This is a genomic window from Streptomyces sp. NPDC058464 (genome assembly GCF_042721035.1).
Classification (GTDB): Bacteria; Actinomycetota; Actinomycetes; order Streptomycetales; family Streptomycetaceae; genus Streptomyces.
The window spans coordinates 1-17,626 of record NZ_JBHXMA010000088.1; the positions used below are offsets into that span (position 1 = coordinate 1).

The following is a 17,626-nucleotide window of genomic DNA, read 5'->3' on the forward strand; positions in this document are numbered from 1 at the left end:
GCAGCCAACACCGGGGAATGACCAACATCAACTGACGCAGTGGGGGTCACTTTTCATCCGTCGGATATGGGTCACGATTCACGCGCCGCCGACACTGGCTCCGGCTGTCGCCTCGCATGCCGGGAAATGCGTGCTGTGCCAGGAGACGGGTGGATGCCCGTGGCTGTCGGAACCGCGAGCGCTGAACGGACGCGCAGGACAGCTGCCGGTCCGTTGGGGCTCGCTCCGGTGCGGCCACTGTTCCGCGACACAAGAGTCGAGGCTGCCCGAAGAGCCTGTCCGCGATCACGGCCATGGCGTCATCGCGTTCTGGCATGGACTTGCGGTCTCATGGGAGTACGGTCATAATTCAATCGTCGACGCGATACTGAGGGGCTCGACCGTTCAGAGTTCCGACGCCCGCGGCCTTGACCGTCGACCTCGCGGACTGCACCCGCAGTCGGGAGACGCAGGTGACTGCTCGGTGCCCTTGCCCACCCGATGAAGGAGGGTCTGGCGCCCCTTGCGGAAACCCTCACGCCGAAGGGCACGATCGTGACTGACTCACAGGAAGTACGAGGCGACGTCGTGACGTCGTACAAGAACGCACCGACTCACACCATCAGTGCTGGTGGGGTGACCTTCGCCTATCGCGAGCTCGGGCCCCGGTCGGGCATCCCGGTGGTCTTCCTCACCCACCTGGCCGCGGTCCTCGACAACTGGGACCCCCGCGTCGTCGACGGCATCGCCGCCAAGCACTGGGTCGTCACATTCGACAACAGGGGTGTCGGCGCTTCCAGCGGTTCGACGCCGCGCACCATCCAGGCGATGGCCAAGGACGCCGTCACCTTCATCCGGGCGCTCGGGTTCGAGTACGTCGATCTCCACGGCTTCTCGATGGGCGGCATGGTCGCCCAGGAGATCGTGCGGACCGAACCGGGGCTCGTCCGCAAGCTGATCCTCACGGGTACCGGTCCCGCGGGCGGCGAAGGCATCAAGAACGTGAGCCGGCTGTCCCATCTCGACACCGTCCGGGGGCTGCTCACCCTTCAGGACCCGAAGCAGTTCCTCTTCTTCACCCGGACCGCCAATGGACGTCGGGCCGGAAAGGAGTTCCTGGGCCGCCTGAAGGAGCGCACCCGCGACCGGGACAAGGCGATCTCCCTCACGTCGTACGGTGCCCAGCTCAAGGCGATTCACCGCTGGGGGCTGGAGCAGCCTCAGGACCTCTCGGTCATCCATCAGCCGGTGCTCGTCGCGAACGGTGAGAGCGACAGGATGGTTCCGACCCAGAACTCGGTCGACCTGGCGCGGCGAGTACAGAACGGCGAGTTGGTGCTGTACCCCGACGCCGGTCACGGGGGCATCTTCCAGTTCCACGAGCAGTTCGTGGCGACGGCTCTTGAGTTCCTCGAACGGGAGCAGGCGTGACGTACTCCCGCTCCCTGCTGACGTCCGCGACGATCGGGGTTCCGGCCGGGCGTGCCTCCCGGTGATCGGGCGGGGCCGCCGTAGAGGTCCGTGTCACCCCATGAACGCGAGGCCGTTCTCGATTCCCTGCTCAAGGACCTCGTCGGCGAGCTTGCGGTCGGACAGGGCTCGCGACAGTTGCAACGTCCCCACCATCATGGTGAAGAGCCCGATGGCCTTGCCGCGAGCGGAGTTCGGATCCTCGGGTGCCAGCCGGGCGGCGATCTCCTCCAAGATGGCCTGTGCGCCGTCGGTGTAGGCCTGCTTGGTCTCGTCTCCGCAGCGGCCGATCTCGTCGAGCAGGGCGGCGGAGGGGCATCCGAGGCCGGGGTTGTCCCGGTGTTCGGCGGACAGGTATTCGCGAATGAGATCTTCGAGTCCCTCGCGACCGGGGCGCAGGGTGTTGTACCTCTCGACCTGCGCGCGCAGTTCGTCGGCCACGACATGGGCGACGAGGTTGTCCTTGGAGGTGAAGTGGGCGTAGAAGGCTCCGTTGGTGAGACCCGCGTCCGACATGAGCGTGGAGATGCCCGAACCGTCTATGCCGTCCTGCTTGAACCGGTGGCCGGCCTTGTCGATGATCCGCCGCCGCGTCACCTGCTTGTGCTCCTTGGCGTAACGCACCATGAGCTTCCTCCATTCGCCGTTTGGGCCGCTGCCTCGCTCCCCAGCATAATCCGTGACCTGACAGACGTAATATTATGATCGGCAGCTATTCTGGAACGGGATTCGCCCGCTGGATTCAGAAGACGCGCTGGTCGCCGGGGCCCCAGGGGCATCCCGTTGCTGACCCCGGTCCGATCCGTCAGTGGACACACCCGCGCCACCGATCCGCCGCTCCGCCGAAAGGTCGAACACCATGGCCCATCAACTGCGCTCCGAAGACCTCGGCTTCCTCGAACGTGCCCCCGTCCGGCGCACACGCACCCGAGACCTCCACGCGCCCGCAGACGCCATCTTCGAACAGTTGGCGGCCCACCCCGAGGACTGGCCCCGCTGGTTCGGGCCGGTCAGCGAATGCAGCTATGAAGGAGCACCCCCCTACGGCGTGGGAACGGTGCGCCACATACGCCTGTACCGGCTGTTCCGGGCGCGCGAGACCGTGCTCGCCTGGGACCCCGGCAAGCGTTTCGCCTATCAGGTCGACGAAACCGGTACGCGCGGTGTCACGGCCATGATGGAGCAGTGGACACTCACTCCCTTGGCCAACGAGCGGACCAGAGTCGACTGGACAATCGCTGTCGACTGCGCGCCCCCCGTACGCCTACTGCTTCGGGCGAGCCAAGGCCTCATGGACAAGGCCTTCCAGGACGCGATGAAGCAGCTTGAGGACGTGTGCCGCCGTCCCTGACACTCAACCGCGGCACCGACAACTCACGGCGCGTCATGGCGCTGACCAACGTGGTCCGGCACGCGGGCACCGGGCGTTGCCGGGTGGCCATCGACTACGGAGACGGGGAACTGTCCGTGGAGGTCGTCGACGACGGGCGCGGCACCACCGGGAACGGCTCGGCCCACGGCTTCGGCATCATCGGGATGCGGGAGCGGGTCGGTCTGCTGGGCGGCCACCTCAGCGCCGGGCCGCGCCCCGAGGGCGGCTTCCGGGTGGCGGCCCGGCTGCCGCTGCCCGCACCCGTCGGAGTTCCGGTGGAGACCCGATGACCATCGCGGGCCGTCCCCCCGGCTCTCACCGGCATCTGACATGGGCACCTTCTCAGAGCCCGCAGAGAGGAGGGTCCACCAGTGACAGTCCGCGTTGTGCTCGCCGACGACCAGTCCTTGGTGCGGTCCGGTCTACGCGTGCTCATGGCCGATCACAGCGACCTGGAGGTCGTCGGTGAAGCCGCCACCGGCGCCGAGGCCGTCCAGATGGTCAGGGATGCCAGCCCCGACGTTGTGGTCATGGACATCCGGATGCCCGGCATGGACGGGATCGAGGCCACCCGCCTGATCACGGCCGGTCCCGCAGCCACACGCGTCCTTGTCCTGACCACCTTCGACGAGGACGACCATGTCTACGGCGCGCTCCGGGCCGGCGCGAGCGGCTTCGTGGTCAAGGACATGGCGCTGGACGACATCCTCGCGGCGATCCGCGTGGTCGCCGCCGGCGAAGCGCTGATCGCGCCGGGTGTGACGCGCCGCCTGATCGCGGACTTCATCGGGCGGTCCGAGGCTGTCCCGGAGCGCTCCTCACGGCCGGTCGACGGCATCACCGAGCGGGAACGCGAAGTGCTGATCCCGGTCGGACGCGGCCGGTCGAACACCGAAATCGCCGAGGACCTCTTCATCACTGTGGCCACCGCCAAGTCGAACGTGTCACGGCTGCTCACCAAACTGGGCGCCCGGGACCGGGTCCAGCTCGTCATCACCGCCTATGAGATGGGGCTCGTCACCCTGCCTCGCTGAAGCATGCGGGTCATGCCGCTGGAGCCTGCTCGTCCTCCAACACACTGAGGTCGTCGTCGAGGTGGATGTCGTAGTCCTCCGGGGTGACCCCTATCTCATGGGTGGAGCAGACGCCGGACCGGTTGACGTGCTCCGTCAGGTAAGGCGAGATCTGGGCCAGGTCCAGCGGGTCGATGACCCAACCCTCGGCCTGCAACTGCCGCACCACGTCGGCGATGTCGACGGTGTTGTGGAAGATCAGCAGGTCGGCGAGCAAGGAGGTGAACTTCACGTCCTTCTCCTGCTCGACCGGGTCGTTGGCCGCCACCGTGCCACGCTGGCCGAACCGCACCCAGTCGCTGAAACCGTTGAACGCCTCGACCTTGCTGGTCGCGGCCGTCACCCGGCCGCGCAGCGGCGCGTCCGAGAGGTACCGGAGCATTCTGTGGAATCTGTTTTGTCAACTCAGCACTCGTCGAACGCGACCCAAGCGCCGTCGAGGAAGGGGGCTTGGATACCGGTCTGCTGCTCGGCCCATCGGAAGGCGGCCTCGGCCCTGTCCATCACCGAGGCCGCGTAGGTGCTGTCAAGGAGGTCAGTCTCGTTCGTTAGATCTGTCCTGCCCTGCGCATCGAGGGCTTGGTGAAGCGACTTCCTGGCTTTCTCGTCTCCGTGAAGGAGGTAGTTGCGCCACGCGTCAAGCTCGTTGAAGAACTTCCGGTGGTCACGTGGAAGGCCGAACTTGTCATCGCGTCCGAGCTCACGGGCAGCGTTGCGAAGCCCGCTCCATCGGTCGATCCATGTGCCGCTTGGCGTGACGCCGGCTTGGAGAAAGACCCAGTTGACGTAGGCCTCGCCAGCTCCCTGGGCCAGGACCAGCGTTGCGATCACGGCATCCTTCTCGCGCTGCCTGCGTTCGATTCCGGAACGGCCTTCCGCCTGCTCCTGATCTGCTTCTCTCGCGAACCGCCGAGCGGCGAGTGCGCGTGCTTTGGCCTGCCGGAAGAGGACCTGACTGCCGTTGTAACCATGCGTCATGCCCGTCATCGTCGCATTCCACATTGTCCGGGATCCGTGGTCTGGGTGGTGACGTCCAGGATCGGCAGTAGCGTCGCGTTGGCGGGGGCGCCGATCTCACGGGGTGTGGGGCCGGCGGGCGTGGGGACGTCGGCGAGCTGGTCGAGGGCCGCCTGGCTGTCGTCGACCGCTGCCCGTTCCTGCTCGCTGAGCGGGATGCCCGGGACGACCTGGCCACGATGTTCTGCAAGCGCATGGCGGCGAAGGCGAAGAATGCCCGCGAGGAGCTGGCCGAGATCCACCGCCAGCTACGAGGAAGAACTCCCTGGCCACGGGGCCGGGCACTCAGCGGGGCTCAGGGGAACCCGCGGGATGTCGCACACCGGGATCGTACGGGCCGGTGATCGACGGCTCATGATCCGAGGCGAGCGCCAGGCCCCAGCCGGGCGGTGACTTCGCCGGGTGTCAGGGTGGAGTGTTCCACGGAGCACTCGACGACGACGCGGACCGGAGCGTCGCAGTCGGTATGGCGGATGTCCAGCACGGGACCCTCGGGGCCCCGGGCGTGCTGCTCGCCCCACTGGGCCAGCGCCATCAGGATGGGCCACAGATCCCAGCCCTTATGGGTCAGGCGGTACTCGTTGCGGGAGCGGCTGCCCGGCTCCTGGTAGGGGGCGGTCTCCAGGATGCCGGCAGAGGTCAGCTTCCGCAGACGATCACTCAGGACGGCTTCCGACAAGCCGATGTGGCGGTGGAAGTCGCCGAAGCGGCGGACCCCGTTTGCGGCGTTATGCAGGATCAGCAGCGTCCATTTCTCCCCGAGCACGTCGAGCGCGCGCTGAGCAGGGCAGTTCTCCGTGCTCGCTTCAAGCCACTCCATGTCGCCATGGTAGACGGCTGACTTCGCAATTAAAAGTCAGGTTGCTCCAGCTAACTTCATTTGTAAAAGTCAGACAGGAAGGTGCTCGGCCGTGGGGCGGATGCGTACGTATCAGTGGGAAGATCCCGCGATTCTGGCGGAAGCCGCCGGACGCATGGCCGGCGTTGACTTCCTGCGGGAGCTGCAGGCGGGACAACTGCCAGGGCCACCCATCAACTACACCATCGACTTCACCCTTGATGACGTCGAGCCCGGAAGGGCGGTTTTCTCCCTGGCACCGGGTGAGGAGCACTGCAACCCGATCGGCAGCGTGCACGGCGGCGTCTTCGCCACGCTGCTGGATTCGGCGGCGGGCTGCGCCGTCCATCGATCCTCCCGCAAGGCGTGGCGTACACCTCACTGGACCTGACGGTGAAGTTCTTGCGGCGAATCACCGTGGACACGGGCATGGTGCGGGCCATCGGTAGGTGGTCAGCAAGGGACGTCAAACAGCCCTAGCCCAGGCGCAGTTGGTCGACGCGAAAGACCGGCTGCTCGCCCATGCCACCAGTAGCTGCATGCTCTTCCCGGTGCCCCCGTCGCAGAAGTGAGGTTCGGAGGTCGGTGACCGGTCGTTGGTGACCGGCGGTGGATGACTTCAGTGCGGTGAGGCCGGACTCGGCCTCTGCACAGGCCCGGCGCCGGAGGTCCATGGTTCCCTCGGCGCCGGGCCCTTCGTCAGGCCGTGTGAGTGGGGTAGTCGGTGTAGCCGACCGCGCCACCGCCGTAGAAGGTGGCGGGATCCGGGGTGTTCAGGGGCGCGCCGGAACGTACGCGCTCGACGAGGTCGGGGTTGGCGAGAGCCATGGTGCCGACAGTGATGACGTCGGCCAGGCCTTCTTCGATGTCCTTGGTACGGGTGGCGATGTCCGCACCCGCCCGGTTGAGGATCAGTGTGGTCGGCCACAACTTGCGCAGGGTGAAGAGGAGTTCTTCATCGCCGCCGTGGCCGACGTGCAGGTAGGCGAGGTTGAGGGGAGCGAGGGCGCGCAGGAGGTGTGGGTAGAGCTCGTGGGGGTCGTTCTCCACGAGGTCGTTGAGCTGGAAGGGGTTGCCGGGGGAGATCCGGATGCCTGTCCGGCTGGCGCCGATCTCGTCGGCCACAGCCGTGGCGACTTCCACCGCGAAGCGGATGCGGTTGTCGAGGGAGCCGCCGTACTGGTCGGTGCGCTGGTTGGCGCTGGGGAAGAGGAACTGGTTGACCAGGTAGCCGTTGGCCCCGTGGATCTCGACGCCGTCGGCGCCGGCCGCGATGGCGGCCGCGGCGGCGTGCCGGAAGTCGTCGACGGTCGAGGCGACCTCGGCGGTCGACAGCTCGCGCGGTACCGGCATCTCCTGGAGTCCGGAAACGGTGAACGTCTGCCCCGCCGGCTTGATCGCGGAAGGAGCCACCGGCTGCCGGTGGTGCGGCGTGTTGTCCGGGTGGGAGATCCGGCCGGCGTGCATCAGCTGGATGACGATGCGCCCGTCGGCTCCGTGGACGGCGTCGGTGACCTTGCGCCAGCCCGCGATGTGCTCGTCGGTGTAGATGCCCGGGGTGACCGGGTAGCCCTGGCCGTCGGCGGAGGGCTGGGTGCCCTCGGTGATGATGAGAGCGTGCGAGGCGCGCTGGGCGTAGTACTCGGCGTTCAGCTCGGTCGGTGTGCCGTCGAGGGTGGCCCGGCTGCGGGTCAGGGGAGCCATGGCGAGCCGGTGCGGCAGGGAGATCTCTCCGGCGGCGGTGGGGTTCCACAGGGCGTTGAGCATGGGGTGATTCCTCAGATGATGAGTGGTGGATCACTGAGAGGCAGGGCGGACGCCGTATAGGCCTGATCGACCGCGCGGTGCGGGCTTTCCTGCTCCCAGCCCGATTGCGCACTCGCCATGACCCCCGCCGATTGAACTGCTTCGGCATGATCCATGGAATTACGTTCATAATATCATGGGTCGCACGGAATGATTGCAAGAGGGGAGCCGGCTGTCCGCCGGACCTGCCTGTGCCTCTACCGCCCGGCGTTCGCGATCGAGCTCCCAGGCGTCGCGGCGGTCAGCGTGGGACTACCCGCGAAGGTGTCGCTCTGCGCAGCATGCGCTCGGCGCTGCTGCACTGAGGTTCATCGGTGGTCTGCACCTTATGAACCTGGTCGACGACGGGTCCGCCGTCGACCAGGACGTGGGTCGGTGGTTCAAGGGGTGGGGCCGGGGTGACGGCGTAGAACAGGCCGCAGGGTCTCGATGACGCCGGGATCGTCCACTGTGGACGGGATGGGTTCGTCGCGCCCGTCCGCGATGCCGCGCATCGTCTTGCGCAGGATCTTTCCCGAGCGGGTCTTGGGCAGGGCGGCCACGACCGCGACGTCCTTGAGGGAGGCGACGGCACCGATGCGCTCGCGTACGAGCTGTACGAGTTCGGCCTCGACCTCGCTCGGCTCGCGATCGGCACCGGCCTTCAGGACCACGAAGCCCCGCGGCACCTGCCCTTTCAGGGCGTCGGCGACGCCGATGACCGCGCATTCGGCGACGTCGGGGTGGGCGGCCAAGGCTTCCTCCATGCTGCCGGTGGACAGCCGGTGCCCGGCGACGTTGATGACGTCGTCGGTCCGGCCCATGACGAAGACGTACCCGTCGTCATCGATGTGGCCGCTGTCGCCGGTGAGGTAATAGCCGGCGTAGGCCGAGAGGTACGAGGCCACGTAGCGGTCGTCGTCCTGCCAGAGCGTGGGGAGGGCTCCGGGCGGCAGCGGGAGCCGGACGACGATCGCCCCGTCGACGCCTGCGGGTACCGGCTTGCCCGAAGGATCGAGCACACGGACGTCCCACCCCGGCAGCGGGCGAGTGGGGGATCCGGGCTTGAGGGGAGCGGCCTCGATGCCCACGGGGTTGGCGACGATGGGCCAGCCGGTCTCGGTCTGCCACCAGTGATCGATCACCGGGATGCCCAGAAGGTCGCTTGCCCAGTGATAGGTCTCGGGGTCCAGGCGCTCGCCCGCGAGGAAGAGGTGGCGCAGACCGGTCAGGTCGTAACCCGCGGTGAGCGTTCCCCTCGGGTCCTCCTTGCGGATGGCCCGGAAGGCGGTGGGTGCCGTGAACATGGTCTTGACCCGGTGCTCGGCGGCGACGCGCCAGAACTGGCCCGCGTCCGGGGTGCCGACCGGCTTGCCTTCGTACAGGACCGTCGTGGCACCGACCAGCAGGGGCGCGTAGACGATGTAAGAGTGCCCGACAACCCAGCCGACGTCGGAACCGGTGAACATCGTCTCGCCCGGGCCCACGTCGTAGACGGCTGCCATCGACCAGTTGAGGGCGACCGCGTAGCCACCGCAGTCCCGCATGACTCCCTTGGGCTTTCCGGTCGTTCCGGAGGTGTAGAGGATGTAGAGGGGATCGGTGGCCGGGACGGAAACGCATCCGGCCGGCGGCGCGGCAGCGACCAGATCCGCCCAGTCGAGATCGTCGGGCCCCAACTCGGCGCGCTCCTGGGGGCGTTGCAGGATCACGCTCTTTTCCGGCTTGTGGACGGCGAGCTCAATCGCCCGGTCGAGCAGGGGCTTGTAGGCGATGACGCGCTTGCCCTCGATGCCGCATGAGGCGGAGACGATCACTTTGGGGGCCGCGTCATCGATGCGAAGGGCGAGTTCGTGCGGGGCGAACCCACCGAAGACGACCGAGTGGACCGCGCCGATACGGGCGCAGGCCAGCATCGCGACGGCGGCCTCGGGGACCATGGGCATGTAGATCACCACCCGATCGCCGCGTTCGACGCCGAGCCGGGCGAGCGCTCCGGCGAAGGCCGCCACCTCGTCCCTCAGCTGGGTGTACGTGTACGTACGGCGGGTGTCGGTCACGGGTGAGTCGTAGACGAGCGCGGGCTGTTCGCCCCGGCCGGCTTCGACATGTCGGTCGAGAGCGTTGAAGCAGACGTTCAGCCGACCGTCGGGGAACCAGCGGTAGAAGGGTGCGCCCGAGGAGTCCAGGGCGCGTTGCGGGGTGACATCCCAGTCGATGCCCTCGGCCGCCTTCAGCCAGAAGCCCTCTGGGTCTTCGGTGCTGGCGCGGAAGACATCCTCGTACGTTCCCATCGCGCACTCCTTTGTGGCTTCGGGGTTCTGCCGCTGCGAGGCCGGACTACGGCGGCGGCGTACACAGTGGGTGGGACACGCATATCGCGTGTCACCGGCAGGGTGAAGCGGGACAGCAAGGACCGGCCACCGGGCTTCCGCCTCGCGGAGATGCCGGGGAGCCGGTCGGCAGCTGTCGGACAGAGCCGCGGCCGGGTTGGCCGAAGCGCTGAGTCAACAGGCGGTTCTCCTGGTCAGGTGCCGAGGTGATTGCGGAGCCACTGGCCCATGTGCTGGATGGCTTGGTCGACTTCGGGTACGCGGCCTGCGCCGAGTACGAAGGAGTGCTGTCCTTCGGGGATGGAGTGGACCTCGGAGGTGATCTTGTGGTCGGCGAGGCGGCGGCCGAGTTCGGCGCCGTCGTCGGCGAGGGTCTCGTGTTCGCCGTAGTAGACGAGGGTGGGCGGCAGGCCTGTCAGGTCGGCGTTGACGAGACTGATCCGGGGGTCGGCGTAGTCGACTGCGGGGTCCTGGAGCCAGGCGCCTCGGAAGAGTTCGAGGGTGGTGCGGCTGAGCATCTTGTCGTTGTCTTCGTTCTCGTCGACCGACGGGTACTGGATGGCGAGGTCGGTCCAGGGGGAGACGCTGACGACGGCGCCGGGGGTGGGTTCGCCGTTGGCGAGGAGGCGCAGGGGGAGCATGACGGCGAGCGTGCCGCCGATGGAGTGGCCGGTGCTGCCGATGTTCTTGGGCTCGTAGCCCTGGGCGATGAGCCAGCGGTAGGCGGTCTCGGCGTCGTCGAGCTGGGCGGGGTGGGGGTGTTCGGGGGCGAGGCGGAAGTCGACGACGAGGGAGCGGGCGCGGGCCGCCTTGGCGATGTGGCCGGCGGCCTTGCGGTCGGAGTGCATGGAGGCGGTGACGGATCCGCCGAAGTGGAAGTGGAGCAGTGCCCGGTCGGGGTGGGCGTTGTGGGGGATGGCCCACAGGGCGGGTACGCCGCCGGCGTCGACTTCGGCGTAGGTGACGCCTTCGGGTTCGGTGGAGGCCTTGTGGTTGGAGTCGACGATGTCGCGGATGACGGCCAGGTCGAGGCCGGGGGTCGCGGACTTCGCGCTGACGCTTGCGAGGAACTCCGCGAACTGCTGTGCCTCTGGGCTTGCGGCCATGGTGATGCTCCTTACGGGTAGCTGTCACGCACCCTTCTCGCGTGCAGCCGGATTGGTGTGCTGGTCATGACGCTACTTGCTGAGTATATGAAAGTAAACTCAGATGGGTTGAGGATCACTGCCGCGAGTGCGTATGCCGATGCCCCTCAGGTGGGACCGCCCGTGGATATCCGTCCCGCCCTGGCGGGCCGGGAGCCGGGACGATCCAGGAGGCGTGGGAGCCGTTCGACGGACTGCCGGCGATCCCGCGTCAGGGGGTGCTGCCGAGGGGCGTGGCCACGGGCGGGAAGAGGCGGAGGGCGAGGGTGTTACAGCGTCGGCGCGCTCGCATGACGATCGCCGAGCCGGCGGCCTACCGTCGCGAATCGGCAGCCTGGGGTGCGATTTCCCTTCCCGTCAGAATCCTGAATTGAACGCGGTGGAAATCGGCTTCGGAGACTTCGGGTGACGTGATGCTGCCGAGCCAGCCGAGGGCGAACGCGGAGGGTACGGAAAACAGGCCGGGGGTCTGGAACGGATACCAGTCGAAACTCGCCTCCGGCCACAGTGCGAACTCGGTCCCCGAGACGATGGGTGAGAAGACTGTGAGGGTGATGCAGAGCAGCAGTCCTCCGTAGACGGACCACAGCAGTCCCCTTCGGTTGAACCGGCGCCAGAAGAACGAGTAGATCAATGCGGGAAAAATACATGAAGCCGCAACGCTTATCGAGAAAGCGACCAGGAAATCAGTCGGATACCGGTGGATGGCGGCGGCCAGTGACAGACACAGTCCGCACAGGATGACGGCGGCGACGCGCAGTGCCCGTACCACGTCGGTGTCGGTCCGGCCGCGCTTGCTCTGCGCGAAGACGTCGCGAGCGAAGGAGACGGCGGCCGCGAACGTCACACTGGTCACGGTCGTGAACACGGTGAGGAAGACGACGCATGCCATGAGGGTGATGAGCGCGACGCGTCCTGTCGAGCCATCACGGAGTACGGCCGAGGCCAGCAGGATCGATGACGACTGCCCGGTGGCGTCGACCGCGCCGATGCCGGCGGCGCCCGCCACGGCCGCTGACGCGAAGCCTGTGGCGACCAGGAGCAGGATCAGGATTCCCTGCAGTCCCGTGGCGATACTCATGGATCGTCGCGCCGAGTGCCCGGTACGGGATGCGCCGATCCGCAGGAGGAGGTGAGGCATCACAGCCGTACCGAGGATAAAGACAATGTGATTGCCGAATGTGTTGAGCGACCCGAGACGTGCCGTATATGGCCAGAAGCCCGGACGCAGATACTTGTCCGGCGCCATGCTCTTGTCCACCGCGGCCGAGAGCATGGCGCCGGGATCCCACTCGAATTTCCTGAGGGCCAGCACCGTGAGCACCCCAAGAGTCACCAGAGTGATCGGTACTTTGGCGGCGTGCATGAAACTGTTGCCTCGCAGACCCGCCACGGCGGCGAAGCATGCGACGAGGCAGCCCATCAGCACCGTGCACACCACCTGGGCGCCGTCGGTCGACATGCCGATCAGGAGCGCGGCGCTGGCGCCGGCCGCGCGCAGTTGGATCACGAGGAGGGGGATGGTGATGGCCAGCGTCACGGCTGTCGCCGCGATTCGTGGCCCGGAACCCGATGCCCGCAGGGAGAAGAGGTCGCCGAGGGTGTAGCGACCGCTGTTGCGGATCTTCTGCCCGAGGAGCAGCAACACACCGAGCATGACCAGTCCGTCGAGGGCGAAGGTGACCCCGTCGTAACCGAAGAGGGCGACGCTCCCGGAGACCGTCAGCAGGGTGACAACCGAGATCTGCTCGCCCGCCATGGCGAGTCCGTTGAAGACCGGAGAGAGGGACCGGTCGGCTATGTACAGCCTTTCCGGGGTTTCCTCTTCCGCTGTGGCCAGCGTGAAGAGCCACAGCAGGGACACCCCGATGAAGATCAGGAAAGCGATGATCACAGGGCGTCTTGCATCCGAGCCGACGAGGCCGACCGTGCCGGCGCTCAGGATGTCCAGGGTCACTGCTTCACCACCCGGACCGGTTGGCGGTGGCTGTGACCGACGCCCCGGCATGGATGGCGCCGGACGTGAAGGACTGTTCGATGGGGTCGGACGACCGCGTACTTCGAAATTCGTACCACCAGGCGGTGGTGACGAAGAGCGCTCCTTGCAGTGCTCCCCAGACAAGGCCCAGCGTGAGCTTGCCGTAGAGCGCCACCGCGGGAACTTCGGTGAAACAGGACATCACGCTTCCGACTGCGAAGGGAACCGCGTTGACGAGAAGGAAGACGCGCTGCGCACGGTGCGTGCTTTCACGGAGGCTGTGCATGCCTTGCAGTGGCGCGGCATCGAACGTGGGGCGTGGTGCTGGTGGGGTACCAGGGGACGGCGGGGGGACATACGGGTGCACGGGACCTCCGGGCAGTGAGGACGGGGAGCGGCACAGAGCGCAGCGTTCCGGCGCCGGGCGGGATCCGGGCGGCGCCGAAATCGAAGATGGTGGGCAAGGGCGGAGAGGTGTGGACGCCCAAGCGGAAGCACGGCACGCAGCACAGACGGTGCGGTGCGCATCTGCGGCTACCTGATGCACAGGGTGCTGTGTCGGGTGCCTGGCGAATGAATGCGGACGGAAGACTGGGCGCAGACCGCGAAGCCGCGACTGGGCTTCGTGATAGCGCGCGAACTCACAAGCCGCTGTTGCCGTGATGCGCCATGTTGTGATCAGGAGGATCACGGACTCTGTGACGACCTGTCAACAGCCTGTGAGATGTGTGCGGTATGTCACTGCGACAGTGGGATCTCGGTGAGTCGTCCCGGAGAGAACGTCGTACATCGACTCCATGGACGGCACACCGATGCGGTGCCGATGACCTGACCGACGAAACGGATCCGAGCGTGCCGAATACCCAACTTGGCCCCGCCGGCTACGCCTTCAGCAGGGTGCTGAACGGACAAGACGCTGCGAAGCGGGACCGGGAGGCGTTCACGGCGCCGGTCGTTCCGGGATCAGTTCGCTGGCCCGTTCGGCGACCTCGTGGCGTAGTGCGGTCCAAAGGGCGCGTACGGCAGGATGGGTCACGGCCTCACGGCGGACGGCCAGGGTGATGGGGAGCCGGATGTCGACCTCGTCGGGGAGCAGTCGGCGCAGCCGAGTCCGCTGGGCCAGAAAGGCCGGCAGGAGACCTATACCGGCACCCTGCTGAGTGGCTTCGAGCTGGGCGAAGACGTTCGTCGAGGAGAACGCCGGGGTCATACCAGGAAGGTGGCGTTCGATGTCGAGATCGCCGACCTGCAGCATCGACTCGATGTAGAAGATGAGCGCGTGCTCCTGCAACTGGGCTGCTGTCTCCGGTCTGCCGTGCTGGGTGAGGTAGTCGTCGGAGGCGTAGAGCCCCAACGTGTAGTCGGTGAGGTGATCGGTCACCAGGCGCCTGCTCGACGGAACGCCGATGACGAGAGCGAGATCGAAGCCGGACGGGCGCAGGGCGAGCTGACGTGTCGCGGTGATGAGTTCGACCTGGAGCTGCGGGTGCCGCCGGCGTACCCGCGCAAGGGCCGGCGTGGCGAAGACGGTGCCGAAGCCGTCGGGCGCGCTGACCCGTACGGTGCCGTGCAGGGACGGCGAGTCCTGGCCCGTCACGGTGTCGACGACGCGGTTGAGGGCCTCCTCGATCGCGCGCGCGTTCTCCGAGACTGCTCTTCCCACGTCCGTCAGCGTCCATCCCTCCGCGCCGCGCTCGATGAGGCGCTGACCGATGCTCTTCTCCAGAGCGGCGATACGGCGTGACACAGTGGTGTGATCGACACCGAGTGCGTCGGCGGCTGTCACCAGACGTCCGGTACGGGACACGGCGAGCAGGTAGCGCAGATCGTCCGCGCGAAGTCTGCGCGGATCGAGGGAGCGAGGGGACTCCACCGGCTGCGGGGTGGGGCTCCCGTCCGGGGAGTGGGTACGCACGGAACCACGCTATCTGCATTTCCGCACAGCGGGTGTGCATCGTTGGTGGTTGATTGCACACAGTGTGGGCCACACAGTCAGATCAGCGGACGCGACATGTCCGCCGTTCTCGCTGAAGGGGCTCCCATGGTTGCCAGCCTTTCCCTCCCCCGGATTCTGCGCATCGGCCGTGGTGCCGTCGGGGAGTTGGGTGATGTCATCACAGGGCTGGGCCTGAGCCGACCCTTGCTGGTGACGGACGCGTTTCTCACCGGAACCGGTGCGGCGGATCGGCTGATGGCCGCGCTGACAGACGCCGGACTGCAGCCGCGCCTGTTCGCGGGTACCGTCCCCGATCCGACGACCGACTCGCTGGGTGCGGGCCTGGCCGTATTGCGGGACCACGAGGCGGACTCGATGATCGGGTTCGGCGGCGGCAGCCCGATGGACACCGCCAAGGCCCTCGGCCTGCTGGCCGTCCAGGGCGGTCAGATGCGGGACTACAAGGCACCGCACGCCAATCCCGGTCCGGCGCTTCCCGTGATCGCGGTACCGACGACCGCTGGGAGCGGTTCGGAAGCCACCCAGTTCACGATCATCACCGACAGTGCCACGGACGAGAAGATGCTCTGCTCGGGGCCCGCGTTCCTGCCGGTCGCCGCCGTCGTCGATTTCGAGTTGACCTTGTCGATGCCGCCCCGGTTGACCGCCGACACCGGCGTCGACGCGCTTACTCATGCCGTCGAGGCGTATGTGAGCCGTAAGGCCAATCCGTTCTCGGACGGCCTCGCGCTGAACGCGATCAGCACGATCGGCCGCCACCTCCGCCGCCTCTACGCCGACGGAGAAGACATCGAGGCTCGCGAGGCGATGATGCTCGCCGCCACCCAGGCCGGTATCGCCTTCTCCAACTCCAGCGTCGCGCTCGTGCACGGCATGAGCCGCCCGATCGGCGCTCACTTCCATGTTGCCCACGGCCTGTCGAACGCGATGCTCTTCCCTGCGGTGACGGCGTTCTCCGTGCGTGCCGCAGAGAGCCGGTACGCCGATTGCGCCCGCGCGTTCGGAGCCGCCACTGACGGCGACGGCGACGCCTTGGCCGCCGAGAAGCTTGTGGCAGCGCTCCGCACCCTGTGTCAGGACCTTGAGGTGCCTACCCCTCAAACACACGGCATCGGCAAGGACGAGTGGTTCCGCCTGGCGCCCGTCATGGCCGAGCAGGCGCTCGCGTCAGGATCGCCCGCCAACAACCCTGTCGTGCCCACCGCGGACGAGATCGAGGATCTCTACGCGCAGATCTACGCGTGACGACGAGCGAGAAATCCGGATGGTCCTGACCTCGTCCGCAGCCAGGTGACCGGCCTAGCCGCGCCGTCGACGGCCACATCCGCTGCTGCCTCCGGCCGAACGACAGCCAGATCCGCGCCGAGTACGAAATGCCGACCCATGACTGATACCGCTACGAGCGAGGTCCTCGCCGACGTCCACCGAGGCGTCGGCCGGATCCTGCTGAACCGCCCCAAGTCCCTCAACGCCCTCACCACGGGCATGGTCGCTGCCATCGACCGTGCGCTGGCCGCATGGGAGCAGACGCCGTTGACCGCGGTGGTGCTCGCCAGCACCAATATGAAGGCGTTCTGTGCCGGCGGAGACATCCGCACCATCCGCGAGCACAGCCTCTCAGGTCATGCTGAGGCCAGTGAACGGTTCTTCGTCTCCGAGTACCGGCTCGACGCCAGGATCGCCGAGTATCCCGTCCCGGTTGTGTCGCTCATCGACGGCCTGTGCATGGGCGGTGGCCTCGGGCTGTCCGTCCACGGCGCATTCCGTGTGGTCACCGAGCGCGCGGTGCTCGCGATGCCCGAGACCGGGATCGGGTTCTTTCCGGATGTCGGTGCCAGCTATTTTCTGCCGAGACTGCCCGGTGCGATCGGCATGTACCTGGGACTGACCGGGCGTCGGCTCGACGCGGCCGACGCCCTGTACGTGGGGCTGGCCACGCACTTCATCCCGGCGGCGGGGCTCGACGCGGTCGTGGCGGCCTTGGCCGACAATCCCGGCGACCCGGTGGACGTCGTGCTGAACCGCCTTGCGGGTCGTTCCCCGGTGATGGAGAGCAGGCTGGCAGAAGTACGCGGGGACGTGGACTGGGCGTTCGGGGCGCCGACCCTCTGCGAGATCGAGAGACGTCTGCTTCTCCTCGGCACCCCCTGGGCGGCGACCACGCTGGCTGCCTTGAAGGCAGCCTCTCCGCAGAGTCTGGAGATCACTCACGCCTTGCTGACCGGAGGCAGGCAGCACACCCTGCGGGAGTGCCTCGGCGCCGAACTCGCCCTCACGCGCACGACCATCCGCACGCCGGACTTCCTTGAAGGTGTACGCGCGGCTCTGGTCGACAAGGATCACAGTCCCACTTGGCAACGCGCGGCGCGCAGCGAATGAACGCCGTCGGCCTGGCCATCTGCGGTCAGGCACGAGTGAGAACTGGCCAGGCTGAGGTGTACCGCGAGCGGACGCTCGGGAGCGGTACGCACGGCCATGTCCGGCATGACCGTCGGTACACGGCCGCTGCGCCGGCCTCGTTGAGTGCGGTCCCGTCGAGCACGGTCGTGTCCTGTCGGCGCCGCTGTCCGGTGCCGTGTCTGCCATCGGCGTCGAGACCCGCGAGCCTTCTGCCCGCAACTCGTTGGGCTGGTGGGGTACCTGTGAGGGCGACGTCGGCCTGCACTGACGGTGCAGGCC

The 17,626-nt window shown here is 67.3% G+C and carries 18 protein-coding genes and 1 pseudogene; 7 read left to right on the forward strand and 12 right to left on the reverse strand.

Features of this window, described 5'->3' with window-relative positions; all coding sequences use genetic code 11:
• Positions 1 to 534: 534 nt before the first annotated feature.
• Positions 535 to 1,410: an alpha/beta fold hydrolase gene (locus tag ACFWPQ_RS50640; RefSeq protein ID WP_383720122.1), complete on the forward strand. Its 876-nt coding sequence runs from the start codon at positions 535 to 537 to the stop codon at positions 1,408 to 1,410.
• A 93-nt stretch (positions 1,411 to 1,503) separates the two neighbouring features.
• Here ACFWPQ_RS50640 and ACFWPQ_RS50645 read toward each other — a convergent pair whose 3' ends face one another.
• On the reverse strand, positions 1,504 to 2,076 hold the full coding sequence (locus ACFWPQ_RS50645; protein ID WP_383720119.1) for a TetR/AcrR family transcriptional regulator: 573 nt from the start codon (positions 2,074 to 2,076) through the stop codon (positions 1,504 to 1,506).
• A 232-nt stretch (positions 2,077 to 2,308) separates the two neighbouring features.
• Between ACFWPQ_RS50645 and ACFWPQ_RS50650 the strand changes: the two genes are divergently transcribed.
• The 3 genes from ACFWPQ_RS50650 to ACFWPQ_RS50660 all read left to right on the forward strand — a co-directional run bounded on the left by ACFWPQ_RS50650 (position 2,309) and on the right by ACFWPQ_RS50660 (position 3,855).
• A complete protein-coding gene (locus ACFWPQ_RS50650; protein ID WP_383720117.1) occupies positions 2,309 to 2,800 on the forward strand; it encodes an SRPBCC family protein in 492 nt (163 codons plus the stop codon).
• Positions 2,785 to 3,111, forward strand: a complete 327-nt coding sequence (locus ACFWPQ_RS50655; RefSeq protein WP_384051779.1) for a sensor histidine kinase — start codon at positions 2,785 to 2,787, stop codon at positions 3,109 to 3,111. Before ACFWPQ_RS50650 ends, ACFWPQ_RS50655 begins: the two co-directional genes overlap by 16 nt.
• 81 nt (positions 3,112 to 3,192) lie before the next feature.
• Positions 3,193 to 3,855, forward strand: coding sequence for a response regulator (locus ACFWPQ_RS50660; protein ID WP_384051781.1), 663 nt, complete (start codon positions 3,193 to 3,195; stop codon positions 3,853 to 3,855).
• A gap of 10 nt (positions 3,856 to 3,865) precedes the next feature.
• On the opposite strand, the gene ACFWPQ_RS50665 is transcribed toward ACFWPQ_RS50660, so the two are convergent.
• The 4 genes from ACFWPQ_RS50665 to ACFWPQ_RS50680 all read right to left on the reverse strand — a co-directional run bounded on the left by ACFWPQ_RS50665 (position 3,866) and on the right by ACFWPQ_RS50680 (position 5,731).
• The gene (locus tag ACFWPQ_RS50665) at positions 3,866 to 4,276 is read right to left on the reverse strand and encodes a Tn3 family transposase (protein ID WP_384051783.1); all 411 of its coding nucleotides are present in this window, start codon (positions 4,274 to 4,276) and stop codon (positions 3,866 to 3,868) included.
• A gap of 23 nt (positions 4,277 to 4,299) precedes the next feature.
• The gene (locus tag ACFWPQ_RS50670) at positions 4,300 to 4,872 is read right to left on the reverse strand and encodes a hypothetical protein (RefSeq protein ID WP_384051785.1); all 573 of its coding nucleotides are present in this window, start codon (positions 4,870 to 4,872) and stop codon (positions 4,300 to 4,302) included.
• 5 nt (positions 4,873 to 4,877) lie between these two features.
• Positions 4,878 to 5,153, reverse strand: a complete 276-nt coding sequence (locus ACFWPQ_RS50675; protein WP_384051787.1) for a hypothetical protein — start codon at positions 5,151 to 5,153, stop codon at positions 4,878 to 4,880.
• Between the two features lie 110 nt (positions 5,154 to 5,263).
• Positions 5,264 to 5,731, reverse strand: coding sequence for a winged helix-turn-helix transcriptional regulator (locus tag ACFWPQ_RS50680; protein ID WP_384051789.1), 468 nt, complete (start codon positions 5,729 to 5,731; stop codon positions 5,264 to 5,266).
• Positions 5,732 to 5,822: 91 nt separating this feature from the next.
• On the opposite strand from ACFWPQ_RS50680, the pseudogene ACFWPQ_RS50685 reads away from it, so the two are divergent.
• A pseudogene (locus ACFWPQ_RS50685) lies at positions 5,823 to 6,321 on the forward strand (PaaI family thioesterase).
• Positions 6,322 to 6,448: 127 nt separating this feature from the next.
• On the opposite strand, the gene ACFWPQ_RS50690 reads toward ACFWPQ_RS50685, so the two are convergent.
• The 7 genes from ACFWPQ_RS50690 to ACFWPQ_RS50720 form a co-directional block, all read right to left on the reverse strand.
• Positions 6,449 to 7,516 carry an alkene reductase gene (locus tag ACFWPQ_RS50690; protein ID WP_384051791.1) on the reverse strand — a complete coding sequence of 356 codons (1,068 nt, stop codon included), beginning with the start codon at positions 7,514 to 7,516 and terminating at the stop codon, positions 6,449 to 6,451.
• 11 nt (positions 7,517 to 7,527) lie between these two features.
• Positions 7,528 to 7,671, reverse strand: coding sequence for a hypothetical protein (locus ACFWPQ_RS50695; protein WP_384051793.1), 144 nt, complete (start codon positions 7,669 to 7,671; stop codon positions 7,528 to 7,530).
• Between the two features lie 264 nt (positions 7,672 to 7,935).
• Positions 7,936 to 9,828: an AMP-binding protein gene (locus ACFWPQ_RS50700; protein ID WP_384051795.1), complete on the reverse strand. Its 1,893-nt coding sequence runs from the start codon at positions 9,826 to 9,828 to the stop codon at positions 7,936 to 7,938.
• A 233-nt stretch (positions 9,829 to 10,061) separates the two neighbouring features.
• Entirely contained in the window at positions 10,062 to 10,973 is a 912-nt protein-coding gene (locus tag ACFWPQ_RS50705) for an alpha/beta hydrolase (protein ID WP_384051797.1), read from the reverse strand.
• Between the two features lie 352 nt (positions 10,974 to 11,325).
• Positions 11,326 to 12,969: a transporter gene (locus ACFWPQ_RS50710; RefSeq protein ID WP_383720090.1), complete on the reverse strand. Its 1,644-nt coding sequence runs from the start codon at positions 12,967 to 12,969 to the stop codon at positions 11,326 to 11,328.
• A gap of 4 nt (positions 12,970 to 12,973) precedes the next feature.
• Positions 12,974 to 13,276 (reverse strand): hypothetical protein, encoded by a 303-nt coding sequence (locus ACFWPQ_RS50715; protein ID WP_383720088.1) that lies wholly within the window; start codon positions 13,274 to 13,276, stop codon positions 12,974 to 12,976.
• Positions 13,277 to 13,930: 654 nt separating this feature from the next.
• Entirely contained in the window at positions 13,931 to 14,905 is a 975-nt protein-coding gene (locus ACFWPQ_RS50720) for a LysR family transcriptional regulator (RefSeq protein ID WP_383720085.1), read from the reverse strand.
• 126 nt (positions 14,906 to 15,031) lie between these two features.
• On the opposite strand from ACFWPQ_RS50720, the gene ACFWPQ_RS50725 reads away from it, so the two are divergent.
• Entirely contained in the window at positions 15,032 to 16,192 is a 1,161-nt protein-coding gene (locus ACFWPQ_RS50725) for an iron-containing alcohol dehydrogenase (protein ID WP_384051799.1), read from the forward strand.
• A 138-nt stretch (positions 16,193 to 16,330) separates the two neighbouring features.
• Positions 16,331 to 17,326 carry an enoyl-CoA hydratase/isomerase family protein gene (locus tag ACFWPQ_RS50730; RefSeq protein ID WP_383720153.1) on the forward strand — a complete coding sequence of 332 codons (996 nt, stop codon included), beginning with the start codon at positions 16,331 to 16,333 and terminating at the stop codon, positions 17,324 to 17,326.
• The last annotated feature ends 300 nt before the right edge of the window (positions 17,327 to 17,626 follow it).

Bases quoted from the DNA above. Each gene is read 5' to 3' on its own strand.
- ACFWPQ_RS50645 (WP_383720119.1), bottom strand. From the start codon at position 2,076: ATGGTGCGTTACGCCAAGGAGCACAAGCAGGTGACGCGGCGGCGGATC.
- ACFWPQ_RS50650 (WP_383720117.1), top strand. From the start codon at position 2,309: ATGGCCCATCAACTGCGCTCCGAAGACCTCGGCTTCCTCGAACGTGCC.
- ACFWPQ_RS50665 (WP_384051783.1), bottom strand. From the start codon at position 4,276: ATGCTCCGGTACCTCTCGGACGCGCCGCTGCGCGGCCGGGTGACGGCC.
- ACFWPQ_RS50670 (WP_384051785.1), bottom strand. From the start codon at position 4,872: ATGACGCATGGTTACAACGGCAGTCAGGTCCTCTTCCGGCAGGCCAAA.
- ACFWPQ_RS50680 (WP_384051789.1), bottom strand. From the start codon at position 5,731: ATGGAGTGGCTTGAAGCGAGCACGGAGAACTGCCCTGCTCAGCGCGCG.
- ACFWPQ_RS50690 (WP_384051791.1), bottom strand. From the start codon at position 7,516: ATGCTCAACGCCCTGTGGAACCCCACCGCCGCCGGAGAGATCTCCCTG.
- ACFWPQ_RS50695 (WP_384051793.1), bottom strand. From the start codon at position 7,671: ATGGATCATGCCGAAGCAGTTCAATCGGCGGGGGTCATGGCGAGTGCG.
- ACFWPQ_RS50700 (WP_384051795.1), bottom strand. From the start codon at position 9,828: ATGGGAACGTACGAGGATGTCTTCCGCGCCAGCACCGAAGACCCAGAG.
- ACFWPQ_RS50705 (WP_384051797.1), bottom strand. From the start codon at position 10,973: ATGGCCGCAAGCCCAGAGGCACAGCAGTTCGCGGAGTTCCTCGCAAGC.
- ACFWPQ_RS50715 (WP_383720088.1), bottom strand. From the start codon at position 13,276: ATGCACAGCCTCCGTGAAAGCACGCACCGTGCGCAGCGCGTCTTCCTT.
- ACFWPQ_RS50725 (WP_384051799.1), top strand. From the start codon at position 15,032: ATGGTTGCCAGCCTTTCCCTCCCCCGGATTCTGCGCATCGGCCGTGGT.
- ACFWPQ_RS50730 (WP_383720153.1), top strand. From the start codon at position 16,331: ATGACTGATACCGCTACGAGCGAGGTCCTCGCCGACGTCCACCGAGGC.